Annotated in this window: 11 protein-coding genes; 4 read left to right on the top strand and 7 right to left on the bottom strand. The window is 62.2% G+C overall.

Going from position 1 to position 18306, the window contains the following annotated elements:
- Positions 1-11: 11 nt before the first annotated feature.
- Positions 12-10535: an autotransporter-associated beta strand repeat-containing protein gene (locus F8N44_RS20685; protein ID WP_150651605.1), complete on the bottom strand. Its 10524-nt coding sequence runs from the start codon at positions 10533-10535 to the stop codon at positions 12-14.
- Positions 10536-11047: 512 nt separating this feature from the next.
- Between F8N44_RS20685 and F8N44_RS20680 the strand changes: the two genes are divergently transcribed.
- Positions 11048-12007 carry a nucleoside-specific channel-forming protein Tsx gene (locus F8N44_RS20680; protein WP_150651604.1) on the top strand — a complete coding sequence of 320 codons (960 nt, stop codon included), beginning with the start codon at positions 11048-11050 and terminating at the stop codon, positions 12005-12007.
- Between the two features lie 15 nt (positions 12008-12022).
- Complete coding sequence (locus F8N44_RS20675; RefSeq protein ID WP_150651603.1) at positions 12023-13045, top strand: purine-nucleoside phosphorylase; 1023 nt, start codon at positions 12023-12025, stop codon at positions 13043-13045.
- Positions 13046-13169: 124 nt separating this feature from the next.
- Here F8N44_RS20675 and F8N44_RS20665 read toward each other — a convergent pair whose 3' ends face one another.
- The 3 genes from F8N44_RS20665 to F8N44_RS20655 form a co-directional block, all read right to left on the bottom strand.
- Positions 13170-14126: a quinone oxidoreductase family protein gene (locus F8N44_RS20665; RefSeq protein WP_150651601.1), complete on the bottom strand. Its 957-nt coding sequence runs from the start codon at positions 14124-14126 to the stop codon at positions 13170-13172.
- A 31-nt stretch (positions 14127-14157) separates the two neighbouring features.
- Complete coding sequence (locus tag F8N44_RS20660; protein ID WP_007969534.1) at positions 14158-14331, bottom strand: DUF1427 family protein; 174 nt, start codon at positions 14329-14331, stop codon at positions 14158-14160.
- Positions 14332-14555: 224 nt separating this feature from the next.
- Complete coding sequence (locus F8N44_RS20655; RefSeq protein WP_150651600.1) at positions 14556-15338, bottom strand: AraC family transcriptional regulator; 783 nt, start codon at positions 15336-15338, stop codon at positions 14556-14558.
- Between the two features lie 136 nt (positions 15339-15474).
- On the opposite strand from F8N44_RS20655, the gene F8N44_RS20650 reads away from it, so the two are divergent.
- Entirely contained in the window at positions 15475-15702 is a 228-nt protein-coding gene (locus tag F8N44_RS20650) for a DUF6555 family protein (protein ID WP_127929067.1), read from the top strand.
- Positions 15703-15743: 41 nt separating this feature from the next.
- Positions 15744-16016 (top strand): hypothetical protein, encoded by a 273-nt coding sequence (locus F8N44_RS20645; protein ID WP_150651599.1) that lies wholly within the window; start codon positions 15744-15746, stop codon positions 16014-16016.
- Between the two features lie 25 nt (positions 16017-16041).
- On the opposite strand, the gene F8N44_RS20640 is transcribed toward F8N44_RS20645, so the two are convergent.
- From F8N44_RS20640 to F8N44_RS20630, 3 genes are all read right to left on the bottom strand, one after another.
- Positions 16042-16206, bottom strand: coding sequence for a metallothionein (locus F8N44_RS20640; RefSeq protein WP_122608629.1), 165 nt, complete (start codon positions 16204-16206; stop codon positions 16042-16044).
- A gap of 1090 nt (positions 16207-17296) precedes the next feature.
- Positions 17297-17749 carry a DMT family transporter gene (locus tag F8N44_RS20635; RefSeq protein WP_150651598.1) on the bottom strand — a complete coding sequence of 151 codons (453 nt, stop codon included), beginning with the start codon at positions 17747-17749 and terminating at the stop codon, positions 17297-17299.
- A 3-nt stretch (positions 17750-17752) separates the two neighbouring features.
- The gene (locus F8N44_RS20630) at positions 17753-18238 is read right to left on the bottom strand and encodes a DMT family transporter (protein WP_150651597.1); all 486 of its coding nucleotides are present in this window, start codon (positions 18236-18238) and stop codon (positions 17753-17755) included.
- Positions 18239-18306: the final 68 nt, after the last annotated feature.

Genomic DNA, 18306 nt, shown 5'->3' with positions numbered 1-18306 from the left:
TCGACCCTAAATCAGAAGCCAAGGCTGAAGCTGATGGTCATCGCATGGTCGTTGCTGTCGTTCGACAGTTGTCCGGAATAGCCGACCCCGAGTTTGCCGGTCGGGCTGATCTGGAAGTCGACTCCCGCTTCAACGATGGCGCTGTCCTTGGCGATCGGCACACCTTGGGTGCTGAACGAGGCGCCGCCGTCGATGAAGGTCAGATCAGCGTCAGGCTTGGTATCACCAAAGGCATGGCGCCAGCCGATGGCCGCGCGCGGGGTGAATTGCCCGCCGTTGGCCAGGGTGATGACTTTGCCGGCGCGCACGCCTAGGGTCGAGAAGGTGATGTCCTGATCGGCATCCGCTTCCAGGCGCCCTACTCCGCCTTTTTCCTTGGCTTTGTCGGTGTCGTAGTTGACGTAGGCCAGACCGGCGAACGGCTCAAGGGCAATGCCACCGGCTTCAATGGTGTAACCGACTTCACCGAACACCTGCGCGCTGCGCGCATCGTAATTGGCCTTCAGGCGGTCGTTGTAGCTGCCGACGCTGACATTGCGTTTGGTCTCGATGTCGTGCCAGCTGTAAGCAGCGCCGAGGCGCACCGCCAGTGCATCGAACTGCGAGTTGAGGTACGCCGCCAGGTGGTAGCTTTCGACGGTGGCATCCGAGCGACGGTCATGGGCATCGAGATCGCTGCGGGTGTAACCGGCAGCCATGCCCACGCGCCACTGGTCATCGAGTTGCTTGTCGGTGCCGAGCATGAAGCCGCTGAGGTTACGGTCGAGTTTCGCCGCGTTACTGTCGCCATCCGACTCGCCCCACGCGCCGAGTGCCCGCGCCCAGCCGACCATCTCGCCGTGGCAACCGTTACTGCTCAGTTGATTGCCACTTGGCGCCAAGGCACGGCGTGGATCGTCCGCCGCGCTGCACGACGGTTGGCGCATACGGTCGTTGACCGCGTCGCGTACGTAACGCGAATCCTCAAGGATGGCGCTGGCGGTGCTGGCGTGGATCTCACCGGACAGGCTGTCGAAGGCATTACGCGCACCGGCGACACTGAGGTTGACGATCTCGTTCTGCAACGCCGCACCGGCCGGGCCGTTGTTCGACAGCGCGGTGGCGGTTCTGAACTGGTTGCCGGTGGCGGCGACATCGGCAAAGGAATTGCCGTTGCGACTGACCACCAGGTTCACAGCGTTGGTGTCGTACACCAGTGCGGTATTGAGGAACGCGTATTGCGGCAGGTCTGCGGCGCTGAAGGTGCCGTTGATACCGCCGCCCGCGGTGATCAGCGAGTACGTGGTGTTGCCGGTGAACGGGGCCAGCGAGTTCACTTGCAAGCCGCCGCCCAGCGTTGCCGTGCCGCCGACTGCCAGTGGCGTGGCGGTTGGCGAACTGACCGTCAGCGCCAGCACACCGTCGCTAGCGTTGGTCAGGTTACCGGCCACGCTCAGGGTGCCCGCTTCGGAGCCCGAGGCGACAACGCCATGGTTGACCACCGAACCGACGCTGCCGTTACCGCTCAGGCCGGCTCCGTTAGCCACGGTGACTTGCCCGCCCAGCGAGGCGCGCGCCGCACGGCTGCCGACTTGCAGCACGCCTTGATCGACCGCGACCGTGCCGCTGAACGGATTATCACCGGTCAACAGCAAGGTGCCGGTACCGCGTTTAAGCATCGCGCCAAGCCCGCGCAACGATCCGTTGAACTGACCGTTGAAGTTCTGCAAGAAGAGCAGCGATGCGTTGTTGAGGATATTGCCCTGCAGGCTGGTGGTGTTACCGACCAGCGTACCGCCGCTGACCGTGGTGCCACCGCTGTAGGTGTTGGCGCCGCTCAATACCAGCGTGCCGGAATCAAGCTTCTCGATACCACCTGTGCCCACCAGCGGCGCGGAGATTTCCGCACTCGCGCCGGCGTTGACGCGCACCGGTGCAAGGCTGCCGTCCGCGCCGTTGACCGGGGTCAGCGTACCGCCAGCCCCCGGAACCAGGCTGTAGCCGCCGGAGAGGAATTGCAGGCCGGTGAAGTTCTGGTTGCCCTGCACAGTAACCGTACCCGCCTGACCGCCGAACACCGCGAACTGACCATTTGAAGCCAGGGCCTGAGTACCGCTCGGATCGGTCCAGTTGGTGCCTGGCCCCCATACACCACTGCCGCCACCGATGCTGCCGTCCGGATTGGTGGTGCCACCGTTCCAGAACTGCACCTCACCCGGGGTGCCTTGCACCAGCAGATTGATCTGATTGGCGATGGCGGTTTGCAGAGTCAGATTGGCTGCCGACACCGGCAGGCTGCCATACACCAGACCGTTGTCGGTCAGGCTGCCGCCATAGCTGAACAGTTGATAAACCCCGGTGCCGAAGCCGCCGGCATTGCTGATATTCAACGTACCGTCGAGGGTCAGGTTGCCGGCGACATTGACCACCGTGGTCGAACTGGTTGCCGAGCCGAGGCTGAAGTCCAGATTGGTTCCCGAGGACAACGCCAGTGAACCGACCGACAACGGCGTCGCGGTGCCGCCACCGGCCAGCGTCGCACCGTCGGCCAGTTGCACAGCGCCGCCGAGCTGGCCGCCACCACCGATGCTTGCGCCGCTGGCGACATTGACGTTGCCGCTGTTGAGCACACCGTTGACAATCAGATCACCGGCCTGCACCGAGGTGTTGCCGGTGAAGGTGTTGTTGCCGGTCAGGAGCAACTGGCCGCTGCCGGTTTTGTTCAGCGTACCGGCGCCGGTAAGGTTGCCGGTGTAGCTGCCATCGGCGTTCTGTTCGAAGGTCAGCGTCGCGTTGTTGACGATCGCACCTTGCAGGCTGCTGGTGTCACCGCGCGTAGTGCCGGCATTCAACGTGGTACCGCCGCTGTAGGTGTTAGCGCCGCTGAGCACGAGATCACCGGCACCGTTTTTCACCAGACTGCCGGTGCCGGTCAGAGCACCGATCAGCGTGGTGTTCTGATTGCCGGCCAGGGTCAGTTGCGCGCCAAGGTTGACGGCGTTGGCCAGTTGCAGCGCCGAGGTGCTGTCGAGGGTGCCGCTGCCGGTCACGTTGAGTGCGCCGCTGCTGAGTGCACTGTTGTTGCCGAGAATCAGCGTGCCGCCGGCGAGCTGAGTGCCGCCGCTGTAGGTGTTGCTGCCGTTGAGGGTCAGGCTCGATGCGCCGGCCTTGATCAGGCTGCCGCTGCCGCTGACCACGCCGCCGAGGGTCAAGGCGTTGGAACCGGCAACGGTCAAACCACCGTTGACGACCACGTCGTTGCTCAGACTGATGGCCGCGTTGCTGTCCAGCGCTGTGCCGTCAGCAGCAGTCAACACGCCAGTGCCGAGCGCCGCGTTGTTGCCGACCACAATCTTGCCGCCATTGAGCGCGGTACCGCCGGTGTAGCCGTTGGCCGCGTTGAGCACCAGCGTACCCGTGTCGTATTTGCCCAGCGTGCCGCTGCCGTTCAGCGCGACACCAACGGTTGCCGTGGCGTTCGGGTCAACTCGCACCGTGGCATTGCCCAGCGAACCGTTGACCAGGTTCAGGGAACCCGCCGTGCCATTCACCAGGCTATAGCCGTCAGTGACGAACTGCATGCCGGTGATGGTTTGTGCGCCATTGACAGTGACCGTGCCGGCCGCGCCCTGGAACACCGCAAAGCTGTTGGTCCAGGCCTGGTTGGTGGTGCCGTTGACGTCAGTCCAGTTGGTGGTGCCGGTGCCCCAGGTGCCGCTGCCGCCCTCAACCGAACCGTTGGCCACCAGTTGATTGCCGTCCCAGAACTGCACGGTGACGCCCGGTGCTGTCACCAACAGGTTGATCTGATTGGCCAGTGCGGTTTGCAGTGTCAGATCGCCCGGGCTGACGCTGCCCGGCAGGGTGCCGAAGAGCATGCCGTTGTCGGTCAGGCCGCCGGTGTAGTCGATCAGGCGATACACACCGCTGCCAAAACCACCGATGTCACTGACGTTGAGGGTGCCGTCGAGGGTCAGGTTGCCGCCGACATTAACCAGTGCATTGCCGCCACCGGACACCGGTGTACCGAGGCCGACGTCGAAGTTGGAGTTGCCGTTGAACAGCAGCGAACTGACGCTCAGCGTACTGCCGGTGACGCCCGCCAGATGACCGCCATCGGCCACCGTCACGGCACCGGTCAGGGTGCCGCTGCCGCCGAGGGTGCCGCCGTTGTTGACCAGCACATTGCCGCTGGCCAGCGAACCGTTGACCTGCAACGTGCCGGCGTTGACGCTGGTGTCGCCAGTCAGGTCGCTGATGCCGCTGAGGGTCAGCGTGCCGCTGCCGAGTTTGCTCAGGCTGCCGTCGCCGCTGAGGATGCCGGCGAAGGTGCTGCTGACATTGTTGCCGCCGAGGCTCAACGTATTGCCCGTGCCGATCAGTGCAGTACCGCTGCCAGTTAGGCTGGCAAGGCTGCCCGAAGCACCGAGATTCAACGCCGCACCGCCTGCGAGATTGACCGTGGCGTTATTGCCCAGCGCTGCGCCACTCAGCGCGGTCAGGCTGCCGGACGCCACATCGAACGTGCCGCTGAAGGTGTTGTTGCCGCTCAGTGTCACGTCGGCCAGACCGTTCTTGGTCACCGTGCCGGCGCCGGCGATCACGCCGCCGAGGGTCAGGTTGTTGTTACCGGCCAGGGCCAGATTGGCATTGACGTTCAGGTTGTTGGCCAGCACCAGTGGCGCGGAGTTGTCGAGGGTCGAAGCGCCGGCCACGGTCAGCGCGCCGCTGCCCAGAGCGCCGCCAGTGCCAAGGGTCAGCGTACCGGCATTCAGTGTGGTGCCGCCGGAGTAAGTATTGATGCCATTGAGCGTCAGGTTCGACGCGCCGTCCTTGATCAGCCCACCCGCGCCGCTGACGACGCCCGCGAGGGTCAGGTTGTTGCTACCGGTGTTGCTCAGATTGGCGTTGAGCACGACGTTGTTGCCCAGGCTCAGCGCGCTATTGCTGTCCAGCGCCGAGGCGCCGGCCACGGTCAGGTTGCCCAGGCCCAGCGCCGAGTTGCTGCCGGCGGTCAGGGTGCCGGCGTTGAGGGTGGTGCCGCCGAGGAAGTTGTTGTTGCCGCTGAGGGTCAGGTTGGCTGCGCCGTTTTTGCTCAGGCTGCCAGCGCCGTTGACCGTGCCGGCCAGGGTCAGATCCGCCGTGCCGCCGATGCCGAGATTGCCGGCCAGGTTGACCGCGTTGTTTACCGAAACCGCAGTGCTCGCATCCAGCGTGGTGCCGCCCGCCGCGTTCAACGTGCCGGAGCCCAGCGCCGAGTTCGACGCCAGAATCAGTCCGCCGGCATTCAGTGCCACCGGCCCGAGGAAGGCGTTGTTGCCGCCGAGGGTCAGGTTCGCCGTGCCGGTTTTGATCAGGCCGCCGGTGCCGCCAATCACGCCGTTGAGGGTCAGTGCATTGCTGCCGACCACGGTGAGGTTACCGTTGAGCGTCGCGGCGTTGGCCAGTGTCACCGCTGCGTTGCTGTCCAGTTGCGTACCGGCATTCGCCGTCAACGTGCCGGTGCCGAGCGCGGTGTTGCTGCCGACGATGATCTTGCCGCCATCCAGTTGCGTGCCGCCGGTATAAGTGTTGGCACCACCGAGCACCAAGGTGCCGGCGTCGAGTTTGTTGAGGATGCCGCTGCCATCGATATTGGCATTGATGGTCGCCGTCACACCCGGATCGACGCGCAACGAAGTGGTGCCGCCAGTGCCGTTGACCGCCGTGAGTTGCCCCGCTGCACCGTTGACCACGTTGTAGCCATCGGTGAGGAATTGCATGCCGGTGAATGCTTGCGTACCGTTCACCGTCACGGTGCCGGCGGTGCCTTGGAACACCGCAAAGTCGCCGGCCCACGGCTGGTTGACCAAACCGTTGGCGTCGGTCCAGTTGGTACCGACCGCGTTCCACGTGCCGCTGCCGCCATCGACCACGCCGTTGGCGATGGTCTGGCTGCCGTCCCAGTAACGGATGTTGACGTTCGGCGCCGACACTTGAATGTTGATCTGATTGGCCACGCCGGTCTGCACCAGCAGATCGCCGAGGCCATAACCGACCGGCACGCTGGCGACATCCAGGCCGAGGTTGGTCAGGGCACCGGTGTAGTTGAACAGGCGATACACGCCGACGCCGAAACCGCCGGCATCGCTGACATTAAGATTGCCGTCGAGGGTGAGGTTGCCACCGACATTCATCAGCGACGCGGTCGACGGTGTGCCCAGTGCCACATCAACGTTGCTGCCGGCGCCGAGAGTCAGAGCACTTGCCGACAAGGTGTTGCCCGACGACAACGCCAGATGCCCACCGTTGTTGATGTTGACCGCGCCGAGCGCCGAGCCGGTACCGGTCAGGGTGCCGCCGGTATTGACGTTGAGTTGAGCACTGCCCAGCGAACCACTGAGGTTCACGATACCGCCATCGATCGCGGTGTTGCCGGTAATGCCGTTGATGCCAGTGAGGTTCAAAGTGCCGGTGCCGACTTTGACCAGGCCGCCGCTGCCGCTGAGATCGCCGTCGAAGGTACTGGTGACGTTGCCGCTGCCGACGGTCAGGGTGTTGCTGCCGGTCAGTTGCACACTGCCGCTGCCGGTCAGTGCGCCGAGACTGGCATCGCTGCCCAGATTCAGCCCGGCGCCGGCGCTGATGTTGACGCCGGCGGTATTGCCCAGCGCGTTGCTGTTGAGGGTGGTGACGCTGCCCGAGACGATGTTCAGCGCACCGGTAAAGGTGTTGCTGCCAGCGAGGGTCAGATCCGACAGACCGTTTTTGGTCAGGCTGCCAGCGCCGTCGATGATGCCGTTCAAACTCAAATCGTTGTTGCCGGCAACGGTCAGGCCGGCGTTGAGCGTGATCGCATTACCGATGCCGAACGAGGCGCTGTTATCCAAAGTCGCCGCGCCACCGACGACCAACGCGCCGCTGCCCAGACCGTTGGCATTGCCCAGAGTCAGCGTACCGGCATTGAGCGTGGTGCCGCCGCTGAAAGTGTTGTTGCCGTTGAGAGTCAGGTTGGCAGCGCCGTCCTTGATCAACTGGCCGGTGCCGCTGGTGATGCCGCCGAGGGTGAGATTCTGCGTGCCACCCACGGTCAGCGCGGCATTCAATGCGACCGCGTTGTTGAGGCTGACCAGCGGCGAGTTGCTGTCCAGCGTTGCGGCGCCAGCGACGGTCAATGCCCCGGAACCCAGCGCCGAACTGTTGCCGACGGTCAGGGTGCCGGCGTTCAGCGTGGTGCCGCCGAGGTAGTTGTTGGCGGCGTTGAGAATCAGATTGGCCGCGCCGTCTTTCACCAGACTGCCAGCGCCGCTGACCAGACCGGTCAGGGTCATATTCGCCGTGCCGCCGATGTTCAAGGCACCGGCGAGTGCCACGGCATTGTTCAGGCTGACCGCCGTGTTGGCGTCCAGCGTGGTGTTGGCCGCTGCGTTCAACGTACCGGAGCCCAACGCGGTATTGCTGCCGACGGTCAGTTTGCCGGTGTTCAACGCGGTGTTGCCAAAATAAGTGTTGGCGCCATTGAGGGTCAGGTCGGCAGCGCCGTTCTTGGTCAGTCCACCGATACCGGCGACTACGCCGCCGAGGGTCAGCGCATTGCTGCCGCCCAAGGTCAGGGTGCCGGCGAGGTTGACGTTATTGGCCAGGGTGGCGGCGGTGCTGGCATCGAGGGTGGTGCCGTTCGAGGCGTTGAGTGTTCCGGTGCCGAGGGCGGTGCTGGAACCGACAATCAGCGAACCGGCATTCAGTGCGGTGGTGCCGGTGTAGGTGTTGTTGCCGTTGAGGGTCAGGCTCGATGCGCCGGTCTTGATCAAGCCGTTGCCGCCACTGATTACCCCGCCGAGGGTCAGCGCATTGGCGCCGCCTGCGGTGAGGTTGGCGTTGAGGATCACATTGTTGTTCAGCGTCACCGCCGTACTGCTGTTGAGCGTGCCCGCACCTTCCACCGACAAGGCGCCGGTGCCCAGTGCTGCGCCGTTGCCGACGGTCAGGCTGCCGGCATTCAGCGTGGTGCCGCCGCTGTAGGTGTTGCTGCCGTTGAGCGTGAGGTTGGCGGCGCCGTTTTTCACCAGTTGGCTGGCGCCGCTGATCACTCCGCCGAGGGTCAGCGCGTTGCTGCCGCCAATGCCCAGGCTGTTGTTGAGAATGACCGCGTTGTTGAGTGTCACCGCCGCATTGCTGTCGAGGCTGGCCACGCCGCCAACGGTGATATTGCCGCTGCCGAGCGCCGCGTTGGCACCCGCCGTGATCGTGCCAGCGTTCAACGCGACGGCACCGAGGAAGGTGTTGGCGCCGTTGAGAATCAGGTTGGCCGCGCCGTTTTTGGTCAGCCCGCCGCTGCCGCTGACAATCCCGCCGAGGGTCAGGTTAGCGCTGCCACCGACGGTGAGGTTGCCGCCGAGCGAAACCGCGTTGGTCAGCGCCACCGCCGTGCTGGCATCCAGCGTAGTGCCTGCCGCCGTGGTCAAGGCACCCGTGCCCAGCGCGGTGTTGGAACCGACAATCAGCGTACCGGCGTTAAGCGCAGTACCGCCAGAGAAGGTGTTGTTGCCACTGAGGCTGAGGTTCGCGGTGCCGTTTTTGATCAGATTGCCGGTGCCGCTGATGACGCCGCTCAGGCCCAATGCCTGCGTGCCGCCAAGGGTCAAATCGCCTGCCAACGCGACGGCGTTGGCCAGGGTCACCGCCGTGGTCGCATCCAGCGTGGTGCCCGCCGCCGCATTCAGCGCGCCAGTCCCCAGCGCGGTGTTGCTGCCAACGAACAGGCTGCCGGCATTGAGCAGCGTGTTGCCACTGTTGGTGTTGTTGCCGATCAACGTCAGGCTGGCACTGCCGGATTTGGTGATACCGCCGGTGCCGGACAACACGCCACCGAGGGTCAGGGCATTGCTGCCGAGCACGTTGAGCGCGCCGGTCATCGCGATGTTGTTGGCCAGAGTGACGTTGGCGGTGCTGTCGAGACTGGTGCCGGCGGCGGTGTTCAGTGCACCGCTGCCCAGCGAGTTGTTGTTGGTCACCAGCAGACTGCCGGCGCTGAGGGTGGTGGTGCCGGTGAAACCGCTGTTGGCACCGCTGACGGTCAGGCTGCCGCTGCCGGTTTTGGTCAAACCACTGCTGCCGCTGATCAAGCCGCCTAGGGTCAGCGCGCCGGTGCCGCCGGCGGTCAAGGTGCCGCCGAGGCTGATGGCGTTGGCCAGGCTGATCGTGCCCGGTGAGCTCAGCGTTGTCGCGCCGGTCACATTGAGCGTGCCGGTGCTGAACGCCTGATTGTTGCCCAACTGCACCGTGCCGCCATTGAGCGTGGTGTTGCCCAGATAGGTGTTGGCGGCGCTGAGATTAAGCTGGCCGGTACCGGCCTTGGTGAAACCGCCGCTGCCGGAAATCACCCCGCTCAGGGTGGTGGCGTTGCCGCCTTGTACCGTGACGCCGCCGGCACCGAGGGAAATCAGATTGCTGATGTTCAACCCGGCATTGCTGGCCTGCAGAGTCCCGCCGTTGGAGGTGATTACGCCGCTGCCGAAGGTGGCGTTGTTGTTGAAATTCGCGATACCGCCGTTGAGCGTGGTCGCGCCGCTGACCAATGGCCCCTGCAAGGTCCAGGTGCCGCTGTTGAGGGTCAGGTTGTTGAAGTTGATGTAGGTGGCGCTCGATGCCGTGCCAGTCCCGGTGATACCGCCGCCGACGCCAGCCGGGTTTTGCAGGATCAGGCTGTTGGTGCCGCCAGCACCGCCATCCACCGTACCGGTCGGGGCGAAGGTCAAGTTGATGCCGATCAAACCGCCGAGGCCGACGCTGATCTGTACACCGTCACCGACGTTGACGCTGGAGCCGGTCACCGCAGTGAAGGTGTTGGTGCTCGCCGCGCCCATCGACACACCGCCGGTAATCGCACCGGCGTTGGTGAAGGTGTTGCCCGCCGCCGAGGTTTCGAACGCGATCCGGCCGTTGATGACACCAGTGCTGCTGTTGGTCATGTTGACCTGCGAGCCACCGTAAACGCCGACTACCGGAGTGTCGGCCAAGGTGATGCCGCCGATCGAGAGTCCGGTCGAGGTGATGGTGCCGTTGTTGGTGATGCTGGTGGTGCCGGTTGCCGCGTTGTTAACCGAAAGGGCCAGGCCGTCGATGCTGGTCAGGTTGAGCCCGAGCAGCATGCCCGTACCACGGATGATCCCGCTGGCGTTATTGAGCACACTGACCGTGCTCGTTGCACCAGTGCCGATGAACGCGCCGCCGCTCAACACCGAGACCAGGCCAAGCAGCGCCGGGTCAATCGTGCCGGAGTTGTTCAGCGAGATATTCACCCCGGTCAGGTCCATTACGTGGCCGCCGAGGGTCGCGTTCATCTGCGCGCCGCTGTTGACGTTGACCGTCAAACCACTGGTGGCGCTGGAGAAATTGTTGAGAAACAGCGGCAGGCTCGGCACGCCGGTACAGGTCACCGTCGAACCCGCCGTGGAGCACGTGGCCAACGCAGGTGCGCTGACGCCGCCGAACAACAGCCCGGCGACACTCAGATGCACAGCAAGGGAAAGAGGGGAAAAGCGCGAAACGAGGGCGACACCAAACCTTGCTTCCACGGGCTACTCCTTGTCGTGGCCAATTTCTTCCTTGAAGGCGCGCAGAGCCGTGCTTATTCCACACGCGAATCAAGACTGCGACGGTCATCACAAAACCGCTGATTGGGAACAAAGCTAGTAGACGCCCGGCAATGGGGCACGGATTAAATGGTGTTAATACTTTAATACTAGAGGGGTCTGGAATCAGGGTTTCGGCCCGTATCCATTGACTGTGAAGAGGTTAAGAACTGTGGGAGCGAGCTTGCTCGCGAATGCGTTGTGTCAGCTTGCGGATACTTTTCTGATACCCCGCCTTTGCGAGCAAGCTCGCTCCCACAGGGAACTGTAGGGTCCGCAAACCCGCGCCTGACCGATCCATCAGGAAATACTGAAAAAGGACAGATTTTTCAGCCCATTGAAGGTTTTGGTACGCCTTGTGCAAACGTTTGCGTAACCTCAATCCCAACGTTTTCGTAACAAAACCGTACAAGCCCACGGAACACGGGCCTCGATCCGCAAAAAAAGGACTTTGAATGCCCATCGCATGCCCTTTTCGCGCACCGTTTGCGCGCACGCTCGCTGTTTCCCTGCTACTGACCGGCGTTACCGGAGTTCTCAGCCACAGCGTTCTGGCGCAACCGGCGCCAGCCGAAGAATCCGCCCAGGGCGAAGCCCTCAGCCCCGAAGCCAGTCCGCCGAAAAAAGGTGCCTATCTGTCGGACTGGTACAACCAGGACTTGATGCTGATCGGCAGCAAAGACATCAGCTTCGGCCCGCAACCGGCCGATGACATCTATCTGGAATACGAGTACTTCGGCCGCAAAGGTCCGTTCGAACTGTACGGCTACATCGACATCCCAAAGATCTTCAACATTGGCAACAGCCACGACAAAGGCGTATGGGATCACGGCTCACCGGTGTTCATGGAACACGAACCGCGTATCTCCATTGATTACCTCGCCGGCCGCAGCCTGGCCATCGGTCCGTTCAAGGAATGGTACGTGGCGTTCGACTGGATCTACGACCACGGCAGCCGCAAAGAGAACCGCGCCAACACGCTGTACAGCGGTTTCGGCACCGACATCGACACCCATTCGCGGGTCAATCTGTCGGCCAACCTTTACGGTCGCTATCAGTGGGAAAACTACGGTGCCAGCAACGAATACTCGTGGGACGGCTACCGCGCACAACTGAAGTACATCGTGCCGATCGACAAATTCAGCAACGGCGCGTCGCTGACTTACATCGGCTTCACCAACTTCGATTTCGGCTCGGACATCCATAAGGACAACCCGGCACGCACGGCCAATGCGACGGTGGCGACCAACGTCCTGCTCTACTCGTTCACGCACCTGCGCTTCACCCTGGTCGGCCGTTATTTCCACAACGGCGGCAACTGGGAAGATGGCAGCGAGCTGAATTTTGGCGACGGTAATTTCCGTGCGCGTTCCAATGGCTGGGGTTACTACGCCGGCGTCGGTTATCAGTTCTGAATCAAGGAGTTTTCCATGCAAGCAATGATGCGTTTGACCATGGCCGGTGCGGCCCTGCTCTCCTCCACCGCGTGGGCGGCCGAGGCGCCGATGCAACCCAAAGTCGTGTTGATCACCATGTTCGCCCCTGAGGCGCAGCACTGGATTGATCGTCTTGAACTGAAACAGGAAATCCGCGTGCCGGGCCTGTCCGCCGAGTACCCGAGCATTCGCTGCAACACACAGCAGGTGTGCCTGCTGACCACCGGCATGGGCCAGACCAACGCCGCCGCCTCGACTCTGGCATTGGCCTTGTCGCCGAAATTCGACCTGCGCAAAAGTTACTTCCTGATCGCTGGCATTGCCGGGATCAGCCCGAAACACGGAACCATCGGCACGGCTGCGTGGGCGCATTATCTGGTGGAATTCGGCACGCAATGGGAGATCGATTCACGTGATGCGCCGTCGACCTGGCCGACCGGCTACCTGGGCATCAATACCAAGGGTCCGAACGAAAAACCTCCGCTGGACTACAAGACCGAAGTCTTCGAACTCAACCCGAAACTGCAGGCCAAGGCCTTCGCCCTGAGCCACAAGGTCGAACTGAGCGAAAGCAAGGAGTCCGCCGCGTGGCGCCTGAAATACCCGGCAGCTCCGGCCAACCAGCCGCCGGTGGTGACGCGCTGCGACACACTGGCGGGCAACACCTGGTTTTCCGGCACGCGACTGAGCGAACGGGCCGAGGTCTGGACCAAATTACTGACCGACAACAAGGGCGAATACTGTACGACGCAGCAGGAAGACAACTCGACCTATGAGGCTCTGCTGCGCGCCAGTCGCGAAGGTCTGGTCGATGTGCAACGTCTGGCCGTAGTGCGCGCCGGCTCAGATTTCGACCGTCCTGAGCCGGGCGGCAGTGAAGTGGACAACTTGCTCAAGTACGCCGATCAGGGCGGTTTTGTGCCGGCGCTGGAGAATCTTTATCGCGCGGGTAATCCTCTGGTGCAGGACATCCTGAAAAACTGGTCGGCGTGGGAAAACGGCGTCCCGCAATCCTGAGCCCGACACAGTAAAAAATGTGGGAGCGAGCCTGCTCGCGAAGAGGCTGTGTCAGTCGATGTAGATATTGGCTGACAGACCGCTTTCGCGAGCAGGCTCGCTCCCACAGGTTTTTTGCGGTGGGTCAGGGAATGAGGATGACTTTGTCGCCGCTGCCCAGATTCACATCGCCATAACGCTGTAGGCCCTCAGCCAGCGACGCTTCGACCAACCCTTGCGGCAACGGCAACAAGCCTTCATCGAAGAACCGCCCGAACTGCTCGAGCATCGCCGCGCAAGCTTCAACGCCATACAGCAACGAATTGATCCCGACCACCGAGCCGCCCTTGCGATACAGCGCCAGGGCCGGCAATTGCACATGCCCATCGACCGGCGCCGCGATGATCGCGATCCGTCCGAACGTGGCCAATGCCGCTACCGACGCCGGTAACCAGAAACCGGTGGTGTCGAAGATCACATCGGCGCCGCCGCGATACACCGCGTTGACCTGTGCACCGAGGTCTTCCGGCTTATCCAGCTGAATCGTCTGATAGCCCTGCGCCTGCAACTCCGTAACCTGCTCCGGGCGACGAGCTGCTGCCAGCAACTGCGCGCCACGCACTTTTGCCAGAGCCAGTGCCGCGGTCGCTACCGCCCCGCCGCCGATCACCAGTAAACGCGTTTCGGCCGTCACCAGACTGCGTTCCAGCGCATCCCACGCCGTCGTGTACGGCACGCCGAGGCTGGCGGCCTGAGTGAAACTCAGGTGCGACGGTTTGTGCGCCACGCCATTGGCCGGCAGTTTGACGAATTGCGCGTGAGTGCCGTCGGCGAAAAAGCCCAGCTCACGGCCAGTGCCCCAGACTTCCTGACCGATCAACGCCTGCGGGCCTTCGACGACGACACCGGCGAAATCCCGACCAGGAATTCGCGGCAGCGTGGTGTACGGAAAACGGCCGAGGACGTTTTTCACATCGCTGGGGTTAAGGCCGGCTGCCTTGATCTGCACGAGTACTTCGTTCGCGCCAGGAACGGGGGTCGGCACCTCGACGCAGCGCAAGGAAGACAGGTCGCCGGTTTTATCGAATTGCAAAGCTTTCATGGACACATCCACCGAAGGAGAAAAAGGGAATTCAGGACAACCAGCCCGCGACCAGTTGCCGGCCCATCGGCCACAGCTGCTCACCGGCCAACATGCCGAGTAAACCGACCAACGCGATGGCCGGTGGCGCCGGAGAACGAAAATCCAGCGCGCCGTACAACAGGCCGACGCCCAGACCGATGGCCAGCGAAATCAGGTAGTTCATGGGGAGTAACTCCACCCGTTGAAAGGAATGGGCAAAGTTTAGGGAACCGGCGGGGATGGCATCGGCCAAGGACTTCTGAATTTCGGACAAGTATCGAGTGCACACCACAGCCCCCTGTGGGAGCGAGCTTGCTCGCGAAAGCGGTGTGTCAGTCCACTCCCCATTCACTGGTACACCGCATTCGCGAGCAAGCTCGCTCCCACAGGGGGTTTATGCAGCCTTGATTAATCGTGTTCCACAACAAATTGTGAGGGGGCGACACCCAATTCGCGGCGGAACATGTCGCTGAAGCTACTGGGTGAATAGCCGAGTTCCCGGGCAATCACACTCACCGCCACGCCCTGAATCAACGCCGCCACCGCCGTCGCCAGTTGCACCTGCCGCCGCCACTCGGCGAAGCCCATGCCGAGGCTGTCCTTGAACAACCGCGCCAGCGTGCGCACGCTGGCCCCGGCATTTTCTGCATGCTGCTCGAACGGAATCTCCAGCGACGGCGCCGCCATCACCGCCTGGCACAGGTTGATCAAACGTCGGTCGGAATCATCCGGCATCGGAATCTTCAATTGCGAACGCCTTGCGCGCTTCAGTTCCAGCAAGGCCAACCCGACCAGTGCCTCGTAGTACGCCGGATCACCGCTATCACCCTGCTCCACCAGCCCAACGATCAACTCGCGCAGCAAACCGCCGACCTCGATCACCTGCACCGTCTGATCCAGCGTCGCCGCCAACGCCGGGCGCAAGTAGATATTGCGCATCTGCAGATCCGACACCACCCGAATCCCGTGCGGCACGCCGGGCGGCAACCACACCGCCCGCTGTGGCGGCACCACCAACGCTTCGTTCGGCGTCTCGACCCACATCACCCCGCTCATCGCATACAGCAACTGGCCCCAGACATGCTCATGCGGCTCGATAAACAAGCCACGCGGATACGTCCGCGCCACACGTTGCACGGGCACATCGGTATCACTGAGATCGGGCGGTGCGGCAAGGGCCATGGCGAGCATTCATTGGGGTTGGCGGGAACGCCATGGTAACCAGTGCGCCACGGCGTCGCCAACGATAGAGACCGTCGGACAATCCGAATGAATTTTCCCGGTGCGCCGCGATCCCTCTATTACCACAGGGAGGAATACGGGCTTTATGAACAACGCAAAACTCTACGTCATCGAATACACCCTTCACGGCACGCCCAAGTCGTTCATTATCCGCTCGGACAAGATGGACAACGCCGAGGCGTGGCACTGGGCGAGCTGCGACGCCGGGGTCGGTCGCATCCCGCGTTTTGGCCGTGAAAAAGTACAGAAAACCAGCAAACCGATGGCGGAAAAATTCGGCGTCGAAAACGTGGTCTGGCGAACCACCAGCTAAGCTCTGCCCAGCGATCGGCATCATTCGGGGGGGAATGCAACATGAGCAACATCATCAGCCCGGCGCATCTGGACTACGGCCTCGATACGCTGTTCGGGCGTATTACCAAAAGCGTGGATTGCCGCGTCGGGCTGGAGGCGGTCGAAGGTGACCCGTTTCGCTTTGCCTTGCGAGTGCCGGCGCCGCTGCCTGAAGATCTGGACCAGGCGAAAACCGTCGTGGTCAGGGTTGAAGGGCGACGGCTGCAAGGTACCGTGAGGCATACAGAGCGGCTGGATGATGAAAGTATGAAACTGGAAGTGGAGCCTGATTAGGCTCCACTTTTTTATGCGTCGTTCGTCATCCGTGGGCGCATTTACAGCCCTTGGTTGAACATTCTTCGCCACTCTTGTGGTGGTGAGCACAGGCCTCACAGCAATAGTGTTTGCCGTGAACTGCGTAGGAATGATCGCCTTCCTTGATGGTGCATTTGCAGTTGGGACAATCGCATTTTCTATCGGGCATGGGACAGACTCCTAGGGTGGGGGTTGTCTGGGGCTTGATGGGCAAGCCTTGATAACCAGTGTAGGAGCTGCCGCAGGCTGCGATCTTTTGATTTTGTTTGGGATTGGGATTGGGGTTTTGGGTTTGGGTTTGGGGGCATATCCGTTGCTGCGGTAACGGCCGCTTAGGGTTCCGCCCTTACGGCGGGTCACTTTTTCCAGACGCCGAAAAAGTAACCAAAAAGGCTTGCCCCGGCGTACGGTACTTCGCTGAGGCTCAGTGTTCCCTCGCTACGTTGTCCATCCGGGGGCATCGCCTACGGTTTGCTTCGCTGCACCTCCTCTCGATGAATGCGGCTACGCCGCACGGCGCTGCGCGCCTACCCCCCGGATGAACACCTTCACTCGGCCTTCCGAAGGGGCAAAAAATCAAAAGCCAAAGCAAGATCAAAAGCCAGATCAAGAGCCCCTCACCCTAGCCCTCTCCCAGAGGGAGAGGGAACTGATTGCGGTGTTTGGGAGAGCTACGCCGATCTGAGATAGCGAGTCGAACTCAGATTCTGAATCAGATCAAGAGCCCCTCACCCTAGCCCTCTCCCAGAGGGAGAGGGAACTGATTGCGGTATTTGGGGGAGGTACGCCGACGTGCGATATCGAGTTGAACTCAGGCTTTGTAAAACACACAAACCGGCCCCCTCTCCCTCGGGAGAGGGCTGGGGTGAGGGGCAAATCCACCACAAATCCAAAGCCGAACACCCGCTCTTCACCACTCAATAGGCCGAGTGTCAGCTCGCCTGCTCTTGATCTTGATCCACGGGCGACGTCGGAAGGCTGAGTGGAGGGATTGATCCGGGCGTGGGAGCGCAGCGACCGTTTGGCGCAGCCAAACACAGCGAGAGGAGGTGCAGCGAAGCAAACCGTAGGCGCTGCGCCCGGATCGATCCCGCAGCGAAGGAACCCCGAGCCCCAGCGAGCGGGCCGCACGTAGGAGCAAGCCCTTTTGGTTACTTTTGGCTGGGCCGGCATTCCGGGCGTTTGCCAAAAGTGACCCGCCGTAAGGGCGGAACCCTAATCAGCAACACCCGCAGCAACGGATATGTACTCAACTCAATTCACCCAGCCTGACGCGAACTCCGATACATAAACACCAAAGCCACCCCCAAACACACCATCGCCAAAATCCGCGAACCAGACAGCTCAATCGCCGGATTCCCCAACCAGCCAAAATTATCAATCAACATCCCCATCCCCAACTGCCCGACAATCACCGCCACCGTCGCCACAGCCGTCCCCACCACCGGCACCGCCCCGACCATCACCATCATGTACACCACGCCAAACAACGCCCCGGTCAACTGCCACTTCGGCACATCCAAAAGACTCAGCGCATGCGCCGGCTCAAAAAACAAAATCAACAACCCGGTAGAAACCGCGCCCACAACGAATGTCAGCAAACTACTGCGCAACACACCAACGCTCTCGCCCAAACGCCCATTGATAGCCGCCTGCACACTCAACACCGCACCGGCCAACACCACCACCGCCAACAAAATAACCAGACTCATCACTCACCCCCGCGCAATCAAAACCAAAGCCACCACGATCAACCCCAACGCCAGCCACCGCTCAGCGTTGACCTTCTTGCGAGTCGCCCCGAACCAACCGAAATGGTCAATCAACACACTCTTGCCAACCTGCCCGGACAAGATCGCAATCATCGTCATGGCAATACCGATATGCGGCGTCGCCAAGGTCAACACCACCACATACATCGGCCCCAGAAACCCGCCGATCAACTGCCAGCGCGGCAGATCAGTCAGGGCCGGGCCTTTTTGCGGGCCGGCGAACAACAGCAGCAAAAACAGAATCGCCGAGCCAACCCCGAAGATGCTCAAGGTCGCCCACAGATGCCCGACCTGCACACCCAATGGCCCGAGCAACCCCGCCTCCACCGATAACCCCATGCCCGCGAGAATCACCAGCGGCAGTAACAACAGGCGCAACCCCGCCTTCTTCACCGGCGCCGCAACGGCGACCTCATCCAACGTCTGCATAAACAACCTTCCACCCAAGTAAACGATGGCGCGGATTATCGGCTGGCGAAGCTGTGCGATAAATGGGA

The sequence above is a fragment of the Pseudomonas fluorescens genome, assembly GCF_902497745.1.
In the GTDB taxonomy this organism is placed as follows: domain Bacteria; phylum Pseudomonadota; class Gammaproteobacteria; order Pseudomonadales; family Pseudomonadaceae; genus Aquipseudomonas; species Aquipseudomonas fluorescens_BM.
Note: the sequence above shows the minus strand (reverse complement) of the source record. Positions and strands in the feature narration are given on the sequence as shown.

Bases quoted from the DNA above. Each gene is read 5' to 3' on its own strand.
- F8N44_RS20645 (WP_150651599.1), top strand. From the start codon at position 15,744: ATGAGCAACATCATCAGCCCGGCGCATCTGGACTACGGCCTCGATACG.
- F8N44_RS20680 (WP_150651604.1), top strand. From the start codon at position 11,048: ATGCCCATCGCATGCCCTTTTCGCGCACCGTTTGCGCGCACGCTCGCT.
- F8N44_RS20630 (WP_150651597.1), bottom strand. From the start codon at position 18,238: ATGCAGACGTTGGATGAGGTCGCCGTTGCGGCGCCGGTGAAGAAGGCG.
- F8N44_RS20675 (WP_150651603.1), top strand. From the start codon at position 12,023: ATGCAAGCAATGATGCGTTTGACCATGGCCGGTGCGGCCCTGCTCTCC.
- F8N44_RS20635 (WP_150651598.1), bottom strand. From the start codon at position 17,749: ATGAGTCTGGTTATTTTGTTGGCGGTGGTGGTGTTGGCCGGTGCGGTG.
- F8N44_RS20650 (WP_127929067.1), top strand. From the start codon at position 15,475: ATGAACAACGCAAAACTCTACGTCATCGAATACACCCTTCACGGCACG.
- F8N44_RS20640 (WP_122608629.1), bottom strand. From the start codon at position 16,206: ATGCCCGATAGAAAATGCGATTGTCCCAACTGCAAATGCACCATCAAG.
- F8N44_RS20660 (WP_007969534.1), bottom strand. From the start codon at position 14,331: ATGAACTACCTGATTTCGCTGGCCATCGGTCTGGGCGTCGGCCTGTTG.
- F8N44_RS20655 (WP_150651600.1), bottom strand. From the start codon at position 15,338: ATGCTCGCCATGGCCCTTGCCGCACCGCCCGATCTCAGTGATACCGAT.
- F8N44_RS20665 (WP_150651601.1), bottom strand. From the start codon at position 14,126: ATGAAAGCTTTGCAATTCGATAAAACCGGCGACCTGTCTTCCTTGCGC.